This window comes from Bacillus sp. AFS002410, from assembly GCF_002556365.1.
Classification (GTDB): domain Bacteria; phylum Bacillota; class Bacilli; order Bacillales; family Bacillaceae_G; genus Gottfriedia.
This window is the reverse complement of the sequence record NZ_NUEU01000001.1, coordinates 162,393-180,171: the sequence shown is the minus strand read 5'-3', so window position 1 is coordinate 180,171 and position 17,779 is coordinate 162,393. Positions and strand designations below refer to the sequence as shown.

Annotated in this window: 22 protein-coding genes and 1 pseudogene; 5 read left to right on the top strand and 18 right to left on the bottom strand. The window is 34.6% G+C overall.

What is annotated here, in order from left to right; translation table 11 throughout:
* Window positions 1-17: 17 nt before the first annotated feature.
* Both CN692_RS00780 and CN692_RS00775 read left to right on the top strand, forming a co-directional pair.
* Window positions 18-218 (top strand): lmo0937 family membrane protein, encoded by a 201-nt coding sequence (locus tag CN692_RS00780; protein ID WP_306659828.1) that lies wholly within the window; start codon window positions 18-20, stop codon window positions 216-218.
* A gap of 129 nt (window positions 219-347) precedes the next feature.
* Window positions 348-1,856 carry a flavin monoamine oxidase family protein gene (locus tag CN692_RS00775; RefSeq protein WP_098117105.1) on the top strand — a complete coding sequence of 503 codons (1,509 nt, stop codon included), beginning with the start codon at window positions 348-350 and terminating at the stop codon, window positions 1,854-1,856.
* Window positions 1,857-2,089: 233 nt separating this feature from the next.
* On the opposite strand, the gene CN692_RS00770 is transcribed toward CN692_RS00775, so the two are convergent.
* The 7 genes and pseudogenes from CN692_RS00770 to CN692_RS00740 form a co-directional block, all read right to left on the bottom strand.
* Window positions 2,090-2,503 carry a hypothetical protein gene (locus CN692_RS00770; RefSeq protein WP_098117104.1) on the bottom strand — a complete coding sequence of 138 codons (414 nt, stop codon included), beginning with the start codon at window positions 2,501-2,503 and terminating at the stop codon, window positions 2,090-2,092.
* Window positions 2,504-2,755: 252 nt separating this feature from the next.
* A pseudogene (locus CN692_RS25795) lies at window positions 2,756-2,860 on the bottom strand (excalibur calcium-binding domain-containing protein); the annotation flags it as partial.
* Window positions 2,861-3,034: 174 nt separating this feature from the next.
* Window positions 3,035-3,967, bottom strand: a complete 933-nt coding sequence (locus CN692_RS00760) for a DNA-3-methyladenine glycosylase family protein (protein WP_257143947.1) — start codon at window positions 3,965-3,967, stop codon at window positions 3,035-3,037.
* 45 nt (window positions 3,968-4,012) lie between these two features.
* Window positions 4,013-4,987, bottom strand: a complete 975-nt coding sequence (locus tag CN692_RS00755) for a DMT family transporter (RefSeq protein ID WP_098117103.1) — start codon at window positions 4,985-4,987, stop codon at window positions 4,013-4,015.
* A gap of 28 nt (window positions 4,988-5,015) precedes the next feature.
* Entirely contained in the window at window positions 5,016-5,477 is a 462-nt protein-coding gene (locus tag CN692_RS00750) for an NUDIX hydrolase (protein WP_098117102.1), read from the bottom strand.
* Between the two features lie 39 nt (window positions 5,478-5,516).
* Window positions 5,517-6,443 carry a DUF1835 domain-containing protein gene (locus tag CN692_RS00745; protein WP_098117101.1) on the bottom strand — a complete coding sequence of 309 codons (927 nt, stop codon included), beginning with the start codon at window positions 6,441-6,443 and terminating at the stop codon, window positions 5,517-5,519.
* Between the two features lie 226 nt (window positions 6,444-6,669).
* On the bottom strand, window positions 6,670-6,798 hold the full coding sequence (locus tag CN692_RS00740) for a YuzL family protein (protein WP_098117100.1): 129 nt from the start codon (window positions 6,796-6,798) through the stop codon (window positions 6,670-6,672).
* 103 nt (window positions 6,799-6,901) lie between these two features.
* Here CN692_RS00740 and CN692_RS00735 point away from each other — a divergent pair, with 103 nt between their 5' ends.
* The gene (locus CN692_RS00735; protein WP_098117099.1) at window positions 6,902-7,144 is read left to right on the top strand and encodes a YkuS family protein; all 243 of its coding nucleotides are present in this window, start codon (window positions 6,902-6,904) and stop codon (window positions 7,142-7,144) included.
* Between the two features lie 205 nt (window positions 7,145-7,349).
* On the opposite strand, the gene CN692_RS00730 is transcribed toward CN692_RS00735, so the two are convergent.
* The 4 genes from CN692_RS00730 to CN692_RS00715 are packed head-to-tail and all read right to left on the bottom strand — an operon-like array spanning window position 7,350 to window position 9,048.
* Complete coding sequence (locus tag CN692_RS00730; RefSeq protein WP_098117098.1) at window positions 7,350-7,874, bottom strand: chromate transporter; 525 nt, start codon at window positions 7,872-7,874, stop codon at window positions 7,350-7,352.
* Window positions 7,874-8,443, bottom strand: coding sequence for a chromate transporter (locus tag CN692_RS00725; protein WP_098117097.1), 570 nt, complete (start codon window positions 8,441-8,443; stop codon window positions 7,874-7,876). Before CN692_RS00725 ends, CN692_RS00730 begins: the two co-directional genes overlap by 1 nt.
* Before the next feature lie 29 nt (window positions 8,444-8,472).
* Window positions 8,473-8,676 (bottom strand): hypothetical protein, encoded by a 204-nt coding sequence (locus CN692_RS00720; protein ID WP_098117096.1) that lies wholly within the window; start codon window positions 8,674-8,676, stop codon window positions 8,473-8,475.
* Window positions 8,677-8,703: 27 nt separating this feature from the next.
* The gene (locus CN692_RS00715) at window positions 8,704-9,048 is read right to left on the bottom strand and encodes a 2Fe-2S iron-sulfur cluster-binding protein (protein ID WP_098117095.1); all 345 of its coding nucleotides are present in this window, start codon (window positions 9,046-9,048) and stop codon (window positions 8,704-8,706) included.
* 191 nt (window positions 9,049-9,239) lie between these two features.
* Here CN692_RS00715 and CN692_RS00710 point away from each other — a divergent pair, with 191 nt between their 5' ends.
* Window positions 9,240-10,040: an aspartate dehydrogenase gene (locus CN692_RS00710; RefSeq protein WP_098117094.1), complete on the top strand. Its 801-nt coding sequence runs from the start codon at window positions 9,240-9,242 to the stop codon at window positions 10,038-10,040.
* 168 nt (window positions 10,041-10,208) lie between these two features.
* Here CN692_RS00710 and CN692_RS00705 read toward each other — a convergent pair whose 3' ends face one another.
* The 7 genes from CN692_RS00705 to CN692_RS00675 form a co-directional block, all read right to left on the bottom strand.
* Window positions 10,209-10,877 carry a GntR family transcriptional regulator gene (locus CN692_RS00705; RefSeq protein ID WP_098117093.1) on the bottom strand — a complete coding sequence of 223 codons (669 nt, stop codon included), beginning with the start codon at window positions 10,875-10,877 and terminating at the stop codon, window positions 10,209-10,211.
* Window positions 10,878-11,221: 344 nt separating this feature from the next.
* Entirely contained in the window at window positions 11,222-11,701 is a 480-nt protein-coding gene (locus CN692_RS00700; protein WP_098117092.1) for a GlcG/HbpS family heme-binding protein, read from the bottom strand.
* Window positions 11,702-11,714: 13 nt separating this feature from the next.
* Window positions 11,715-13,187: an aldehyde dehydrogenase family protein gene (locus tag CN692_RS00695; RefSeq protein WP_098117091.1), complete on the bottom strand. Its 1,473-nt coding sequence runs from the start codon at window positions 13,185-13,187 to the stop codon at window positions 11,715-11,717.
* Window positions 13,188-13,246: 59 nt separating this feature from the next.
* On the bottom strand, window positions 13,247-13,975 hold the full coding sequence (locus CN692_RS00690) for a TenA family transcriptional regulator (protein ID WP_098117090.1): 729 nt from the start codon (window positions 13,973-13,975) through the stop codon (window positions 13,247-13,249).
* Between the two features lie 220 nt (window positions 13,976-14,195).
* A complete protein-coding gene (locus CN692_RS00685; protein ID WP_098117089.1) occupies window positions 14,196-15,650 on the bottom strand; it encodes a hypothetical protein in 1,455 nt (484 codons plus the stop codon).
* A gap of 27 nt (window positions 15,651-15,677) precedes the next feature.
* Window positions 15,678-16,448 (bottom strand): creatininase family protein, encoded by a 771-nt coding sequence (locus tag CN692_RS00680; protein WP_098117088.1) that lies wholly within the window; start codon window positions 16,446-16,448, stop codon window positions 15,678-15,680.
* Between the two features lie 116 nt (window positions 16,449-16,564).
* A complete protein-coding gene (locus CN692_RS00675) occupies window positions 16,565-16,897 on the bottom strand; it encodes a 2Fe-2S iron-sulfur cluster-binding protein (RefSeq protein ID WP_098117087.1) in 333 nt (110 codons plus the stop codon).
* A 281-nt stretch (window positions 16,898-17,178) separates the two neighbouring features.
* Between CN692_RS00675 and CN692_RS00670 the strand changes: the two genes are divergently transcribed.
* Entirely contained in the window at window positions 17,179-17,514 is a 336-nt protein-coding gene (locus CN692_RS00670) for a hypothetical protein (RefSeq protein ID WP_098117086.1), read from the top strand.
* Window positions 17,515-17,779 lie beyond the last annotated feature (265 nt).

Sequence of the window (17,779 nt, the reverse complement as noted above, 5' to 3'; positions counted from 1 at the left end):
GAGCTTATTAATTGGATATGAAAGTAAAAATTGGACAACGTAATAATACAGTCATCAAGAAAGGAATGTTCATCATTATGTGGATTTTATTTTTTATTCTTTTAATCTTATGGGTATTAGGCTATTTTACTTTCCATATCGCAGGTGGATTAATTCATATTGTTTTAATTATTGCAATCATTGTATTTATCGTTAATCTATTTAGACGTAAAAAATAGCAGGATCAATACACATCGAGAGCTTGAATTTTCAAGCTCTTTTTGTTTTTTATTTCTCTGTTTAGCTCTTCTATCTTCCTCTATTGTTGAATAAGATTCTATGAATGTCATAAATAGAGGAGCGAAAATATGACAGTAAGTATGGAGCCTCCTATTTCTATGGAACAAATGCTTCAAACTATTCGTACAGGACTACCAAAAACATTGGAACCTAAACATATAATCATTGTTGGTGCAGGTATTTCTGGCTTAGTGGCTGCTTCTCTTTTAAAAGCAGCAGGGCATGAAGTAACGATTCTCGAAGGAAATAATCGCATTGGTGGACGAATTTATACAAATCGTTCTTTTTATGCAAACCAGTATATGGAAAATGGTGCAATGCGAATACCTTCAATTCATTTACTTGTTCTAGAATATATTAAGAAATTTAATCTTACTCTTGAAGAATTCATTAATAGCACTCCAGAAGATATTATTTATGTTAATAACGTAAGAACTATTCAAAAGCTTTATGAAGAAAATCCAGACATTCTAAACTTCCCCACATCACCATCTGAAAAAGGTAAAACAGCAGAATATTTGGCCGAGTATGCTATGCAGCCTGTAACTGATTTCATAAAAAAGAATCCAAAAAAGAATTGGGAAATCGTGATTAAATTGCTTGATCGTTACTCTATGGAATATTATTTAAAATACAATCCATATGGCAGAACATTATCAGTTGGAGCAATTGATATGATTAAGGTTATGCTAGGTATGGAAGGTTTTCCAGAGCTTTCATTCACTGCATTACTTCGAGAAGTAATGATTTTATTTACTCCCGGGCTTAAGTTTTATGAAATTAAAGGTGGAAATGACCATTTGCCATATTCCTTCCTTCCAGAATTACAAGACAATCTTTATTACAATCAAAAAATGAAAAAAATTGAACAACATGACTCATATGTAACAATCCATACTGAAGATACACAAACCTCACAACAATATACTGTCACTGGTGACTTAGCCATCATTACAATCCCATTTTCATTACTAAATTTCGTTGAGGTAATTCCACGTGATTTATTTTCTTACAACAAATATAAAGCAATCCGACAATTACACTATGTGCCCTCCACTAAAATCGGATTGCAATTTAGAACGAGATTTTGGGAGAAAGAAGGTAATATTGGCGGAAAAATGATTTCTGATTTACCTGTTCGTTATTCCTATTTCCCAAGTCAATCCGTTGGCTCAGAAGGCCCAGGTGTCATATTAGCAAGCTATACATGGGAAGACAACGCAGCAATTTGGGATAGCTTAACAGAAAAAGAACAAATAGAAAATGCGTTAGAAGATTTATCCAAAATTTATGGGAAAGAAATATACAGCGAGTATGTTACAGGTAATACATTTAGTTGGGCAGAAAATCCATTTTCAGGTGGTGCTTTTGCCATTTTCAAACCTGACCAGCAAACTGAAATTTCCCCTTATATATCAACACCAGAAGGAAGAATTCACATCGCTGGTGATCACACTTCTACTGCTCCAGGTTGGATTCAAGGTGCGATCGAATCCGGGATAAGAGTAGCCTATGAGGTAAACGATTTGCCTAAATCGGAAGCAAATGAGAACTTTGAAATGCATGAACAAGGATGAGGCAATTGTATAAGGAACGCGGCGAACACTAAGTGAACATTATTAATTGAATTGTTTGTGCATAAACCAGGGATATTTGTTCATAAAGAGCTGATTTTCGTGCATATACGCTAGTTTTTCGCGCGTAAACCAGAGATTTCTATGTGTAATAGATGAAACTCAATTATTTGAACCCACATACGTAGATTACAAATGAAAAACCCACAAGGATCTTGTGGGTTTTCTTCATAGTTTTATCCAATTTTCAAATAACCAACTGAAGGAACAAATGAATAACCTTGATTTATTACCATATCAGTTATTTCCGTTGTTTCTATATCTTTGACTTGATGAAATAATTTATATTTTATGTATTTTACTTTCTTTCCTCTTAACGTATTATTTAAATAAACTAATTCAATTGCTAAAAAAGGTATTCTGTACTTTAAATTATTCGTTATTCTGTTTGTCATTAGTTCATTAAACTCAATATCAGCATGATCAATAGAATTATTTCTCATATCATCTACTACTTTATTTTGTTTATCAGTGAACTCATTAATAATATATTCGATTTCCACTTTTGATAGGGAACGAGTTTCTTTTAATGGCAGTGTAACCTGATTTGTTTTTTCTTTACTAAATAATCGTTTAAAAAATTTAATCATAGTCCCGTCCTCTTCAATATTTTCTTATTTATATTTTGACACTGTTAAACAAAATTGTAAAAATAAATTTTTAGGCACTAATATTATTCTACTATTAAATCAAATTATTCTACTATTAAATCAAAAATCCTTTGTATAAACGCTACTCTTTAAAAATTTTTTTGTTCTTAAATTAAGAAATTCAATTCAAATAGCAAAATAAAAGGAAAGATTCTAATCAGTAATAAAAAACACCTAAAAGTAGGTGCTTTTTTAGTCACTTTCACATGCATAATGATCATGATCTCGATCCATTTTTTCTTGATAAGCTTTGTTTCCTTTTGGCACACCATTTGGATAAACTTTTCTTAAGTCTGCACAATTCTTAAATGTTTTGCCCTTAGATGCATTATTCGTATTTGAGTAATATAAATCTTTTCATGATGTTCCCCCAACTACTCTTGTTACTATCCATTATTTTAACAATAAAATCCAATTATATATCGAATAATAGAGGGATTTTTCAACTTTACCGGATAAACACATCACATATTAGGAATATAAAGATCTCCATAAATAAAAAGTTACGTATGCTTCCCAACCTTCCCAGCTTGTCGACAATTTCTTGATTTCTTCTACTGAAGGCTTTTTCTCTAAAGATAGTAGATTTTTTAAAGCATTATGTATTCCTACATCAGCAATTGGAAAAGCAGATTTTTCTTTTAAACATTTCATTAAAACATAATCTGCTGTCCAATTACCAACGCCTCGAATTTCTACTAGTTTACTTAGCTTCTTCTCATAAGAGCCTAATTCTTGCAAATATTCTTTTGAAATGAGACCGTCTGCCATAAGTTTTGCAATCCCAATAACATACTCTGCTTTTCGAGTAGTGAATTTTAGGCTAGTTAAATCTGAAACTTCTAGTTCGGCTATTACATTCGGAGTTGGAAATAGCCAAAAAATTTCATCCTGCCATTTAAAACTCTCTCCATATGTTTCAACAAAGCTTCGTTTTAAAGAAAATGCGAATGTAAGATTGATTTGCTGCCCCATAATTGCCCATGTAAATGCTTCAAATAAATCTGGAATTCCTATTACTCTAAGTCCGAAATGCTGATTAATTAGTTGCTGTAGCAATTGATCATTTTTACTTAATTGATAGAAATCTGTAAGATTTCGATCTAAATCAAATAAATCCCAAACAAATGCTGCTGCAGCTACTCTTATTTCGTCACGCAAAATTTGGTCAGGAAACTCAATCAAAACTCGATTTTGGTCACTGCTGACTTTGAGTAAAATTAATTCATTTTCTACTTTAATAAGCTTAAAAAAATACTCCCCTCTAACTTGATGGAGTACTTCATTATTCGACCTTGCTAAAAACACTAAGCATTCTTTAAAGGAGAAATCTTTTGGTGTTAAAATGGATATCGAATTCTTACTTTCATCTAGTACAAGTGATTCTCTGAATTCTTTATTCAAGTTAATTACCTCTTTTCAAATTCTGGGATAAAAATAGATTCCAGCTCATAAATTAACAGTCTCTTTATCTTGCTTTAAGACTTTTTCTTTCTGTGATAAATAGCTATGTAAGATCATACCTACCATTATAATAAGCATACCAATCCAAGAAATTATCGTTGGAAGTGCTGAAGATAAGAAGAAAATCTCACCAATTACTGTAAACAATACTTCCATTGATTGGGTCGCTTCTACCGCGCCTAATTTTTGCATATTTCCTCTGACCAAGTCAGTTGCTTGAAAAAATAATACAGTTGCAATCACTCCTGATGAGATCGCTACAATTAATGATTGTGAAATTTGGCTTTGACTCGGCAGCCCTACCGTATAAAACCCATAGATTGAAAGAATAAGCCAAAATGGTAAACTTGCTAAAGTCATACCTAAAACACGTTGATATACATCCAGCTTTCCATCACATATTTCCATCATTTTCCGATTACCAAGTGGATAGGAAAAGGAAGCAATAATGACTGGTAAAATGCCAATTAATACTGTTGAAACAGCTATTTTTGTAGCTAACTCCATCTGCATTAATAAAATACCAAATATAATTAATAATGACATCCCTAGCCCTTTAAATGGAATTTGGCCACGTTTCTTTTGTAAACCATTAGGTGTTCGCACTGAAATAAAAAATAAAGGCGCTAACAATGAACCAGATAAAATCGTGATTTGCCATGAACTAGCTATTAGCCAACCTGGAGAATAAACCGCTGCAAAACAGATTGGTGCATAAAACAAACCAAATCCAATTGTTGACCATAAAATCCAACCTTTTAAATTCCTTTTCATTTCTTTCAATAAAACAGTAAGATTTCTTCTAGAAATTACGATCATCATTAAAAAAGGAACCATAAAAAAGTACCTTAATGACGCGCTCCAAATCCAACTTCCACCGGATAATTCCATTGAGTGGTTTAAAATAAATGTTATTGAAAAGAAAAATGCTGCTAATATTCCCAATAAAATTGGGCGCATTTAAACCACCACCTCTTAGCTCATTCAACTATTTAACAATAAAATGATTTTCCGTTGAAAAATCCTTTAATTTTGTTCGCAAAAATTCCGGATATAATTCAATTTCTTCAAGATTCTCAATCGGTACCCATTTAAATATTAGTCTATCACCTTCACGACCATAAAACGATTTATTCATCATATGAATAATCTTCTGTTCACTTTTAACTTTATAGTAAAGACCAACTTCATGAATATCTTTGCCATTATAATGAAAGAAGTTTTCTACAGTCCACATCATTTTTTCGATGTCAACTTCTATGCCGAGTTCTTCAATAAACTCTCTTTTTAAGCTTATATGTGATTCTTCATTTAATTTAATTCTACCTCCAGGTAAGGACCAAATTGATTCACTTGCTAGCCTATGAATTAGTACATGCCCGTTTTTAATCCAAATACCTGCTACCCTTAAATTAAATACATTGTTTTCTGATTTAAATACAACATCCATTATGAATACCTGCCATTTATTTTATTCTTCTTTCAGTATTTACATTGTGGGCTTTTCGAATAGATGAACTCCTCCAACCCACCAATCGATTCCATTTAAATGAATTCGATTTGCTTTTCCATTTAGTACATCTAATCCCCAACTTGTTAAATCAATCTTTGCTTTTGGGTTATGTTGTTTATAACTTGGTAATTCACTATTACTGCTTATTAGCGGATAATCACCCTTCATTAATTCATTTAAAATTGCGGCAAAATATAAATCACTTAATCCATCATTTGTTCTTTGTCTGACGAGTTTATTAAATAGTACTGCAAAGGTGTTAATTCCTTCATTAATCATTGATAAAGCTAAATATTCTACTTCATTTAATCCATTCTGTGAAGATGGAAAATAAGTTTTATGACTTAATAAGGCTTGCTTTAAAAATGGGAGTGAATGACATTCTTGAATAAACTTATCAAGTTCCTCCAAACTTTCTGATCGATAAGCTTTCCATCCTGCACATGCCTCTTCAATTTGTTCTGTTGTCATTTCTTGTTTAGTTGGAAGTAATTCAATTAATTGTTCAGAAGATAGCTGACCTAATCCATGAAAAGGATCAAAACCTTCATATTCATTGATACTAACCATTGAAATTTTTTGAAATCCAAGTGATGATAATTCTGTTAATAAATATAGAATCGTCACTTGATCGTAGCGATCATGTTCGAACCATAAAACTACTTCCTCAGTCCGTGATAGTTCATTTAATAATCGATATTGTTTTTGACAATTTTCAATAAAAAAATCGGCAGGAATTTGTAGCTTTTGTTCAAAAAATTCTGCTCTTTTTCGATATGTTTCTTCCAAAGACCACTCATTACTCAGTGGCCCAAAATCATACATTTCTCTCCAGACAATTATATTACCATTTAAAGATTGTATTTTCCCACCAACCACGTCACCATTTACAATATGATTCATCTATTCATCTACTCTCCTATTATTTTTAATTAAAAAGAAAATACATTACTCCTAAATATTGTTGTAATGTACTTTAGCAAAATCAAAAGATTATTCAATTAAAATCTTAATTCTTCTTATAGATAGTAGAATCCTTTAACATTGATCACTATTTTTAAGTTAAAATCAAAAACCACCTATTTATAGGTGGCTAAACATTTTTTTCTGAAAGATAAACAGTCTAAAATTAATCTCTTTTTTGTTTTTTTCTACTTGAAGACATCTCCACACCTGTTTCAGATGTAGTAGTCCCTTGGCCTTGTACATTTGGTGACCCTAAGCCAGCTCTAGATGGATCTTTTTTAGTTTTTCCCATTTCAATCACCTCCATCTTTACTTTTTCTAAACGTTAACTTCTTTATTCAAAGAATAATTTTCCTATTAATTGCAAATCTTATATTTCTGAGGAGGTGTTTTTTATGGCTAGAATCGGAGTAGAACAATCTTTAACAAATGTCCAAGAAGCATTACGTTCAGCAGGGCATGATGTAGTTGAATTAAAACAAGAATCAGATGCAAATGGTTGTGATTGCTGTGTAGTAACAGGACTTGATTCAAACGTTATGGGAATGCAAGATACTGCTACACAAGGATCAGTAATTGAGGCAAGTGGCTTAACGGCTGACCAAATTTGCCAACAAGTTGAAAGCAAATTACAATAACAAACTACAAACCAGGGTATAAATTGTAAAGAAAACTCGCCGATTGGCGAGCCATCAGGTGAAGACAGAGGCGTAGTTGCACTTATACTTATCTCAAGATTGGCCTCTACGTCGATTTTTCTCCACCGATGCCAATTTATACTTTCTTAATGTGCAAAAAAGGGTAAGCAAAATTTAATGAAAATTTGCTTACCCTTTTTTCGAGTTATAAATTTAATCCACCGTACAACAAAGCTCCCATTACAATAAATGCTGGATGTAGTTTTACTTTCTCCATTAATATGTAGCTAATTACTCCTAAAAATAGAAATTGCCCGATACCGATTTGAGAATATGAATCATGAAATGAATTATATGCCATGACACCAAGTAATACAGCGATAGTCGGTTTGACGTATAGTGTCATTCGCTTAACTTGGATCGAATGACGATATTTATACAAAATTCCCATTAAAGTCAACATGAGGATCAGAGAGGGCGCTACTGTAGCGAATACTGCTAAAAACGAACCTAATATTCCTCCCTCATGAAATCCGATATATCCCGCCATTTTCGTAGCAATCGGACCTGGTAGAGAATTCCCCATAGCAAGAGCCTCATTAAATTCTTGATGCGTTAGCCATCCTCTTGCGATCACTTCTTTTTGAATAAGAGGAATCGTCGCTGGACCCCCGCCATACCCTAAAATATTAGCAACAAAAAACGACCAGAAAATGTTCCAATATACCATTATGCAGACAGTCCTTTTGATTTTTTACTTTCAACTGAATTGGTTGGCTTAACTAATGCAAATATCAAGAGACCACCAATAATAAATCCTGGATGTATATGAAAATATTGCATTAAAACAACGCCTACCAAAATGTGACCGATTGTAAATGGCCATTTTAGCCCCTTAACCGAACCTTGTACAAATTGCCAAGTTAATACACCAAGCATTACTCCAACTACTGGAACGATGGCTTTAGTCATCCCTTGCACCCATTTTAAATCTTTAAATGTAACGAGTGTTGTTAATAGAATAACCATTAAGATAATCGTCGGTAGGATCGTCGCGATAATTGCATTGATCATCCCCAGCGAGCCACCAACTTTGAATCCGATGTATCCTGCCATTTTTGTATTGATTGGTCCTGGTAACGTATTTCCAATTGCTAGAACATCACCGAATTCTTCATCGTTCATCCATTTAAAACGATCAACCACTTCTTTATGTACTAAAGGAATGGTCGAAGGTCCACCTCCATATCCAAGCATACTGCTTCTAAAAAAGGCGATAAAGATGTTTAATTGTTTCATAAAATCAATCCCTTTAGTTTATCGTTCTTTTAATTTGCAATCAGACAAGAGCATGTTTTACATTTGCCACATGGCATCTTCTTAATTGGCTTAGGTTGATTAACCATGCTAACTAAAAGTGAAGTCTCCGTATTACAAAAAGAACATGTTTCACCAATTGAAGCTTTTTGAATTTGTGGCATTTCTACTAACTTTAAGGCTTCTTTCATATGTTTATCGCAAGCTAACAACATATAATTCACTCCCGCTCCTAAAATAGTTTATGGTGTAGTAGTCACTTTCTTTTTCGGATGATCTAATTTTCGTTTTTTCACTTCTTCTGTTACTTCTTTATCCCAGGAAATCGTTACATCTTCGTCATTGATGAAAGCTTGACAACCTAAACGATACCCTTTACTCAACCATTCTTCCCCAAGCTTTCGACGTTCTTGTACTTTTATATGATCAACAGTACCCTCTTCAATTTTACAGACGCAGGAGCCACAAACGCCTCCACCGCATCGATTTGGTAATTCTCCATCAAAACGAAGAGACATACGTAAAATATTGGAGTTTTCCGGTACTTCTAATACCTTTCCACTAGTAGCAAAATTCAGCTTCGGCATAATATAAATCCTCCCCTTTACCTCTTTGGTATACAATATACCATATTTATAATTTTCTGACAATATTAAAAATACATATTTTTAGCTATTTTTCTTAATTTATATTACTCTATTTGTTTTTGTATTCCGGTTTGATATAATATTTTGTATACCAAACACATCTGAATTTTCAAAAAATAGGGGTGATTACTTTGCTTAAAATAGGACTAATAGGTTATGGAGCGATTGGACAGGATATCATCAAATATATAAACGAAGGAAAAGCCGGAGACGTCATGCTAAAAGCAGTACTCGTGCGAAGGAAGGAACAATACGAATCGCAAATAAGCGACTTATTTTACGACAACGAAGAAGCTTTTTTCGCGTTAGGATTGGATGTTATTATTGAAGCTGCAGGTCATGAAGCTGTCTATAAGTATGGAAAAACTTCTTTATCTTCTGGTAGTGATTTTGTCATTGCCTCTGTGGGGGCACTAGCAGATGATACTCTGTTAGCTGAACTGGAAACCGCTGCAAAACATAATAACAGCAGGATCATCATTCCTTCTGCTGCAATTGCTGGATTGGATCGTGTGGCTGCTTCAATGCTACAGAGTGTTGACGAAGTGAAACTTGTAACTAAAAAACCACCAAGTGCTTGGAGAGGGACTATTGCAGAAGAAAAGATAGACTTGAACACTGTTAAAGAACCATTTTGCATTTACAGTGGTGTTGCAAGAGAATCTTCTAAGCTTTTTCCGGAGAGCACTAATGTTTCAGCTACATTAAGTCTTGCAGGAGTAGGATTTGATAAAACAAAAGTTGAAGTATACGTTGATCCAACTATAACCCGTAATACACATCAAATTTTCGTAAACGGCTATTTTGGAGAAATGGAAGTGAAGGTGCAAAATATTCCTTCTGCTACTAATCCAAAGACTGGTTATATTGTAGCAATGAGTATTTGTAATGCTTTAAAAAGTAGAACTTCCTCTATAGTGATTGGAGTATAATATTTTCCCTTTTACTGTATGTGTAATTAGTAACTAACTTTCTACGTTCATAACAAAAAGCCACTAATAGTATAGACATATAAAAAGTCTAACTATTAGTGGCTTTTATTTTAGAATAAATCAATTTGGACATAAAACCGAAAGGATCATAATCTTAATCAACTACATTTATGTCGTTTTCTCTTTTCTTTTTTCTATGTAGTTCATGTACGCACGTCTAGAATTTTCAATGTGAATTTTTGTTAAATACTCCGACATTTCTACTTCTTTATTTCGTACTGCTTTCATGATTTCAATATGTTCCCTTAATGATTCCTTACGTCTTCCAGGTGCTTCGTAACCCATATTGGCAGACATATGGATATAATCTGTTAAGCCAGATAAAATTTCAAATAGCTTAGGACTTTTTGCTGCTTTGTATAGTAAAAGATTCATTTCAATATGTTCGTTTTCAAAGTTTTCATCCGAGTGTTCTTCTATATATAGAAGCGCTTCGATTTTTTGATCGAATTCTTTTTGAATTTCGTCCGTCATTTTTTGCGCAGCCAACTTTGCTGCTAGCACTTCTAATGAAGATAAAATCGTAAACACTTCCATGATGTCTTCATCGGAAATATTCGAAACGATGACCCCTTTACGCGGAACCGTTTTCACAAACCCTTGTGATTCTAAACGGAATAAAGCTTCTCTAATAGGTGTACGGCTAATGTTCAGCTTTACAGCTAGTTCCCGTTCAATTAAGCGATCACCTGGCTTATAATGCCCTTCTAAAATCAATTCTTTTAAATATCTATATGCATGTTCTCGGATTGAAAGAAAATTCGTTTCCATTTCCATTCAAATCACCTGCCTCTCATTTCTTGCCTATTTTAAAATAGTGTAACACCATTTCTTCAAAAGTAAATTGATATTTCTATTATAATATCTTTTATTGGAGTAATCGAGCAGAAGGAAGAAATACCTACCTTAAAACCTTTTGCACAATTTTAGCCTTGCATAACATTTATAGTTCATTTATCACATTCTATTATTTGTCCCCTCTAACTCACTATGTAATCTGCCTTATATTTAACAGCTTATGTATCTTCAATTAAGAACTTTACTCCCATTTATTATATTATTAAAATGTTTGTATACCAAAAAAGGCGATGTAGGGACAACACCTAACCGCCTCTAAACTATTATTTTTTTATGTCTGCATCCGTAATGACTTCATAACCATCATTTGAAAGTAGCTCTTGTAAAGCTTGCAGAGCTGCAGTCCCTACAGCTGTATCCTGCGCTCCATTTCCGCCACTAATCCCCACACCGCCAATAACTTCTCCGTTAACTACGATTGGAAAACCTCCAACAAAAATAGCAAATTTTCCATTTAACATATGTTGTATGCCAAATGCCTCATTTCCTGGAAGAGCTGGTCCATTAGGCTCTGTATTAAACAAATGAGTCGAACGCTTGTGCCCTGCCGCAGTATATGCTTTAGCAATCGCAATTTCTGGACCAGTAATACGAGCACCATTCATACGTTCAAGCGCAATAACATACCCTCCATCATCTACAATTGCAATTGTTTCTGGTACGTTAATTTCTTCTGATTTTTTCTTTGCAGCCTCAATCATTACTTTTGCTTCTTCTAGTTCTATTTTCAATATTGTCTTCATTAAAAATGCCTCCTTAATAACCGATATAAACTGTTTTTATTTGTGTAAAGAATTCAAGTCCGACTCTGCCTGACTCACGGAACGTAGAAGTACTAGATCGTTTTACTCCACCAAATGGAGCGTTCATTAAATTACCTGTTGTTGTACGATTTACTTTGACAGTCCCCGCCTGAACATCTTTCGTAAATTGATGAGCCAGTTTCAAATTATTTGTAACAATCGATGCAGATAACCCATATTCAACATCATTAGCAATTGAAACGGCTTCTTCATAGCTTTCAACTTCAATCACAGCTACTACTGGTCCGAAAATCTCTTCTTTCGCAATGCGCATATCCGGCTTTACATTCGTGAATATTGCTGGTTCGATATAGTAGCCATTTTTGTAATTACCATACGAAAGTTGTTGACCACCGTATTCAAGTAACGCGCCCTCACCTTTTCCAATTTCAATATATTTCAGAACGTTTTTTAACTGCTTTTCATTTGCAAGCGGTCCAATAATGACACTTTCATCAAATCCGTCACCGATTCTTAAAGCGCTCGTTTTTTCTACTAATTTCTGAACAAATTGCTCTTTTACTTCTTTCATAACAATGACACGACTAGTACCCGTACATGCCTGACCAGTAAGATGAAAGCCTCCATTCACTGTCAGATTCACTGCTAAGTCTACATCTGCGTCATCCATTACAATTAGTGGGTTTTTTCCACCAAGTTCCATTTGTGTTCTTGTCGTAAAGGATGTGTTTTTATGAATATGCTCCCCAGCACTAGTAGATCCAGTAAAAGTAACTCCACGAATAGCAGAATGTTTAACTAAAATATCCCCGATATCAGACGAACTTCCTGTAACGAAATTGATTACCCCTTTTGGGATACCAGCATCGTGCAAGGCTTCAACAAGTCGAAAAGCAATTAAAGGTGTATCAGAGGATGGCTTGAATACAACCGTATTTCCAGTAATCAATGCAGGAGCAATTTTTCTAGATGGTATAGATAATGGGAAGTTCCAAGGCGTAATAACTGAAATGACTCCAAGCGGTTCACGTTCTGTTGTTACTCTCATATTTGGATCATCATTCGGGAATGTTTCTCCTGTAAAGCTTTGTCCTTCAATTGCATAATAACGAAGCGTCTCTGCTGAACGAAGTATCTCCTGTTTAGCTGCGCTTATGATTTTCCCTTCTTCGCGTGTTAACTCATCAGCTAGTTGATCGACTCTTTGTTCAAGAATTGCTGCCGCCTTATTTAAAATTGCAGCACGTTTAGAAGGAGGAGTTTGTGCCCATTCAGGAAATGCTTTGCTTGCTGCTTCAATCGCTTGGTTCACATCTTGCTCTGTTGATGCTTGAAATATGCCGACAATCTCTTCCTTATTTGCCGGGTTAACGCTTTGGAACGTTTTATTATTTGAAGACTCGATCCACTCTCCACATATGTAATTTTTAAAAGTTTCCAGTTTAGTAGTTAACAAATCTATCATCCTTTCTGAACAAGATGGCAGTTCCCTAGTCGGAAACTGCCATTTTAGTTTTCTACTTATTATGCTTGTACTAGAGCACCAAGATCTTTCTCAAGATATTCTCTCCATAAGCCGTCCATATACATGCGGCGCATTTTTGCACCAGTACGAACTACTTCTAAGCAACGTTGTTGTAGCTCAGGAGTATCAGCATGATCAAGTACGATTTTATATCCGCGCTCTCCATGAATTTCATCTGATACGATGTGTAAGTCGAAGAATTCAATCTCTTCATCTGTAAAGTTGTACTTCTCACGTAAAGCTGGAGTTTGCTTACGATAAATGTCAGGAACTTGAGACTCAAGTCCTACTACTAATGCTGCAGTTGCAACTACGAAGTTTTCACGCGCTGCTACAGCAAAGCACCAGCTTTGTAAGCCTAATGTTGTTGCAGCCATGTTATTAGGATCTAATACTCGCTCACGAGTTGTTCCACAAGCTTCAGCAAATCGGATTAATAAGTCTGTATGACGATCGCCAGCGATCTCTTCTTCATACATATTTTGTAAAGTGAAATCTTTAGCGTCTTCAAATTTTGGTAAGTTTGGAGTGTTATGGTAGATATAAGCTAAGTAATCTGCAAAAGGTCCAACATAATGGTAATGGTTTTCAGCCCAGCGAGCGAAGTGGCTACGCTCTAATTTTCCTTCAGCCCATGCTACAGTAAAAGGTGCCTTTTGGCTATGGTTCCCTTTAATCGCTTCCTCTAACTCCTTACGAAACTCATCTTTTGATAATAATCTAGTCATTCCAAACTCCTCCTTCAATATGTTTATGTAGTTTAATAGATTAGGTAAAAAATCGAAGTATACCAAACCACTAAATATACCGATAAAAACTACTAAATTCGAGTATTTATTTGTATTTTGTATTTGGTATACCAACTAACCTTATAGTAACCCATTCATTTTTGTTTGTAAATACATTTTTACTAAATTTTCTAATTTTTCTAAAATTTAAAGAGATGCTCTACCATATAACCAGAGCGACAATGGTAGAGACTATTAATCCTGCAGTAACAGGAAGTAGGTTTTTCCTAGCTAACTCTAAAACGTTTACGCCACAAAAACTGGCAACCGCTACCAATGAAGACCATGCAATTAATGTACCGCCACCTGTCCAAACAGATCCCATTTGTCCGATCGCACCTAACGTGCCTGCATCCATTCCTACACCTGGAGCCAATGCACCTGATAAAGCTCCAACTAATGGTAATCCAGAAAATCCTGATCCTTCTAACCCTGTAATAGCTCCAGTAATTAATAGACCAAATGATGTTAATACCGAATTATGTGGAATAATTGATTGGCCAGCTTGCACTAAATCAACTAAGAAAGCCGGCTTTGCCACATTTTCTCCTAAAGAAAAAATAGTGCCACTAAAGTCGGAACTTCCTAAAAAGAAGAACGCTGCAATCGGAATAACTGGTCCCATTGCACGAAACGCAAATACGAATCCTTCTGTAATATGCTCACTAATTTTATCAAGAGCTTGTAAACGACGGAAGGCTACACATGTTACGACTAATAGCATTGTCGCAACACCACCTATAAATGCTGCACCGTCTCCTCCTTCAAAACCACCCATTTTACTATTACCAAGCTTCGTTGAAAACATGAATATAATAACTGCTAGTAGTGAAAGTGGGACTATAACAGCAAAGATTTTCCCCCATTTTTCACGCTCTCTAGTATCTACAGTGCTTTCTGTTGCAGCAGCAATTTCATTTGCAGAAGAATTTTTGTCTATAAGTGACTGTAAATGTTGTAATGAAGCTTCACCTTTCATTTTACCGATAGATTTTCGTTCAGTTAAATACGTAATCGCAATCGCAACTCCCCCTGTAATAAGAGAAAGAACTAACACTTTACCTGATACAGCTGATGTTGGAATACCAGCAGATTTAGCAGTAAGCATTGGTGCGATCTGCATTATATAGTCTGAAGAAAGTGCCATACCTTGTCCTGCAATCGAGACTACCATAGCACAAGCAATTGGCGATAAACCAGCACGAATAGCCGCAGGTACTAATAAGGTACAAATAAGCGGTACGGCTGGAGTAGGCCAGAAGAATAAGGAAATAACGTATGTTACAACTAGTAAAACAGCAAAAGCGATATGACCGTTTTTCATCACCTTCTGCATCGGAGCAATCATTCTTTCATCTGCACCAGTATCTTTTAAGGAATGTAATAAAGCCACCATAAAAGTGATGATTAAAAAGATGGTAAAAAGTTCTTTCGCTGCAACAAGGTTTGCATTGAACAACGCTTGAAATCCACCAACAACTGATCCCTTATAAGCGATGGAAACAAGAAAGGTCCCAATGATGGTAGGAAGTACAACCCCTTTTCGAAACAACATTGTCACAATTACAACAAGTGTCATGATACCATAAAGCCAGTGAGCAACAGTTAAATCCATAAACTCCACCCTCTCATTTATAGGTACTTACAACTTACATTCTTCTTCTAGATGTAATAGCTTTTGAAGTTCGAGTGAAAGATTTTCAAGTGCTTCTTCTACGATTTTTTCCCCTATTTCGTAACTTGCTTTCGTTGCATCCCCAATGCAACCATTAGTCGTCATTTCTTCATATCGATAAAATCCTTGAATTGCTTTACCAGGTCGTAGCTGTTTCCACCTACCCTCGCTAGTAATACTTCCTTTTGTAATTTTATTAGGTCTAATTAAATGAGGAGCCAAGTAAAGTGCCTCAGACACTTCTCGTTCACAGCTGTGCCCGAATAACGGCGAGTGAATAGATTCTGAGATTGAAAGTTTGGCAGATGCAGTCGTTTTAGCATAATAAATCTCTGCATCTAGCTCATCCGACAACATAGTGCAGGCAACATTTAATGTTGACTGATTGCCACCGTGTGAGTTTAATAATAAAAATTTTTCAATTCCATGATGTTTAAGAGATATGATCATATCTTTTAAAATTGCTATAAGCGTAGTCGGTTGTAAAGATATAGTTCCTGGAAAATTCAAATGATGATGTGAAACTCCCATATTAACAGTCGGTGTTACGATTACATGAGGATGCATTTTTTCTGCTAGTTTATTAGCCATTTTCTCTGCAAGTACAGCATCACAGCTTTCAACCATGTGCGGGCCATGCTGTTCGTGTGCACCAACTGGAATAATTGCAAGTTTTACAGTATGTAACGCATCCTTTACTTCTTCCCAAGTCATCTCAGTTAACAAGAATGCTTTCATATTTTCACCTCCTTTCACGGTAAGTGTATCCGCTTACAAATATTTCTACTTTAGTTCATGTGAATTTAATTTCAGATTAGCGAGGTATATTGTATACCTAAATGATGCAAAAAAAATTATTGGGCATTAACTGGTTTTGCAACTTTCGGTATTGGGGCAATTATATGTTCCTGTGAAATGACAATATCGTCTTTGATCGTTAGCTGACAGCATAAACGCATGCCTTCTTCTACTTTTTCTCCTAACATTTTCTGCTCTTTCCAGTTTGGCGGATCAAGCTTCTCTGCTCCTTCTAACACTCTACAAGCGCATTTTGTACATTTGCCCATCCCGCACCCATATTTTAGCTTCGGGAATTGACGGATGCCTGCCAACACTACTAGATTCGCGTTATCACGCACTTCTTGCTCAATGATTTCTCCTTCAACATGCAAGCGTACTTTTGGCATTTGTATCCCTCCAATTTAATTTTCTTAAAATTTCAAAAATTTACTCTGATTATAATTCGAATTTTTTATAATGTAAACACTATTATTCATTTGGAAATCTTTAACATTAAAAACTTATCTAATCAAACTTTATTTTTTCTTCAATGCATTTTTTGTTTTTATTAAAAATTCTGAAAATTATATTGCTTAATATTTTTTTATGTATTACACTATGAATAGAAATTTGGTATACAAAATACCTAATGCTCAATACTACATAATTAGATGAGGAGTGTGCAAAGATGGGTAAGTATATTGTATTAACGAATAAAGACACGTTTCAAACGATTGTAGATAACGAGGGATTAAAGGCAATCGAAACATACCACTTCTACTTTTTTGAAGAACTAAAAGCGAAATACACCATTGCTGAAGTATTAGACGACAATATTAAAATCAAACTTTACGAAAAGTATGAAGGAAAAGAATATGTGAATGATATTCGCGTAAAGTTCTTTGAGACGTTTGATACAATCGAAGCGGCACATGAAGAGTTATACGAAATTGTTAAAGCCCAAGGTAACAGTGAAGACTCTCAGCATTCAAAATTAGTTAAATCGGACGTATTATCTGTATAGATTACTTAGAAATAGCACTGCTACAGTGCTATTTTTAATTTAAAAAATATATTTGAACTGCACTTACTAATTTCCTCAGGCAACTGAAAATAGTCTAAACTTTTGCCCACCTATTTCTATATTCGGATACTATTCAACATATAAAAAAGCCCCCCCTTTTTATAAGGTGTAGTTACTTATTCCTAAAATCGGAAACTACGCCGATTTTAGGAATAGATAAAATAAAAAGACAACTACTAACTGTTGTCTTTTGTCTGTTCTATTT

What these genes read in the sequence shown, in the direction of transcription:
- CN692_RS00780 (WP_306659828.1), top strand. Translation starts at nt 18, where the DNA reads ATGAAAGTAAAAATTGGACAACGTAATAATACAGTCATCAAGAAAGGA.
- CN692_RS00775 (WP_098117105.1), top strand. Translation starts at nt 348, where the DNA reads ATGACAGTAAGTATGGAGCCTCCTATTTCTATGGAACAAATGCTTCAA.
- CN692_RS00770 (WP_098117104.1), bottom strand. Translation starts at nt 2,503, where the DNA reads ATGATTAAATTTTTTAAACGATTATTTAGTAAAGAAAAAACAAATCAG.
- CN692_RS00755 (WP_098117103.1), bottom strand. Translation starts at nt 4,987, where the DNA reads ATGCGCCCAATTTTATTGGGAATATTAGCAGCATTTTTCTTTTCAATA.
- CN692_RS00750 (WP_098117102.1), bottom strand. Translation starts at nt 5,477, where the DNA reads ATGGATGTTGTATTTAAATCAGAAAACAATGTATTTAATTTAAGGGTA.
- CN692_RS00745 (WP_098117101.1), bottom strand. Translation starts at nt 6,443, where the DNA reads ATGAATCATATTGTAAATGGTGACGTGGTTGGTGGGAAAATACAATCT.
- CN692_RS00740 (WP_098117100.1), bottom strand. Translation starts at nt 6,798, where the DNA reads ATGGGAAAAACTAAAAAAGATCCATCTAGAGCTGGCTTAGGGTCACCA.
- CN692_RS00735 (WP_098117099.1), top strand. Translation starts at nt 6,902, where the DNA reads ATGGCTAGAATCGGAGTAGAACAATCTTTAACAAATGTCCAAGAAGCA.
- CN692_RS00730 (WP_098117098.1), bottom strand. Translation starts at nt 7,874, where the DNA reads ATGGTATATTGGAACATTTTCTGGTCGTTTTTTGTTGCTAATATTTTA.
- CN692_RS00725 (WP_098117097.1), bottom strand. Translation starts at nt 8,443, where the DNA reads ATGAAACAATTAAACATCTTTATCGCCTTTTTTAGAAGCAGTATGCTT.
- CN692_RS00720 (WP_098117096.1), bottom strand. Translation starts at nt 8,676, where the DNA reads ATGTTGTTAGCTTGCGATAAACATATGAAAGAAGCCTTAAAGTTAGTA.
- CN692_RS00715 (WP_098117095.1), bottom strand. Translation starts at nt 9,048, where the DNA reads ATGCCGAAGCTGAATTTTGCTACTAGTGGAAAGGTATTAGAAGTACCG.
- CN692_RS00705 (WP_098117093.1), bottom strand. Translation starts at nt 10,877, where the DNA reads ATGGAAATGGAAACGAATTTTCTTTCAATCCGAGAACATGCATATAGA.
- CN692_RS00700 (WP_098117092.1), bottom strand. Translation starts at nt 11,701, where the DNA reads ATGAAGACAATATTGAAAATAGAACTAGAAGAAGCAAAAGTAATGATT.
- CN692_RS00695 (WP_098117091.1), bottom strand. Translation starts at nt 13,187, where the DNA reads ATGATAGATTTGTTAACTACTAAACTGGAAACTTTTAAAAATTACATA.
- CN692_RS00690 (WP_098117090.1), bottom strand. Translation starts at nt 13,975, where the DNA reads ATGACTAGATTATTATCAAAAGATGAGTTTCGTAAGGAGTTAGAGGAA.
- CN692_RS00685 (WP_098117089.1), bottom strand. Translation starts at nt 15,650, where the DNA reads ATGGATTTAACTGTTGCTCACTGGCTTTATGGTATCATGACACTTGTT.
- CN692_RS00680 (WP_098117088.1), bottom strand. Translation starts at nt 16,448, where the DNA reads ATGAAAGCATTCTTGTTAACTGAGATGACTTGGGAAGAAGTAAAGGAT.
- CN692_RS00675 (WP_098117087.1), bottom strand. Translation starts at nt 16,897, where the DNA reads ATGCCAAAAGTACGCTTGCATGTTGAAGGAGAAATCATTGAGCAAGAA.
- CN692_RS00670 (WP_098117086.1), top strand. Translation starts at nt 17,179, where the DNA reads ATGGGTAAGTATATTGTATTAACGAATAAAGACACGTTTCAAACGATT.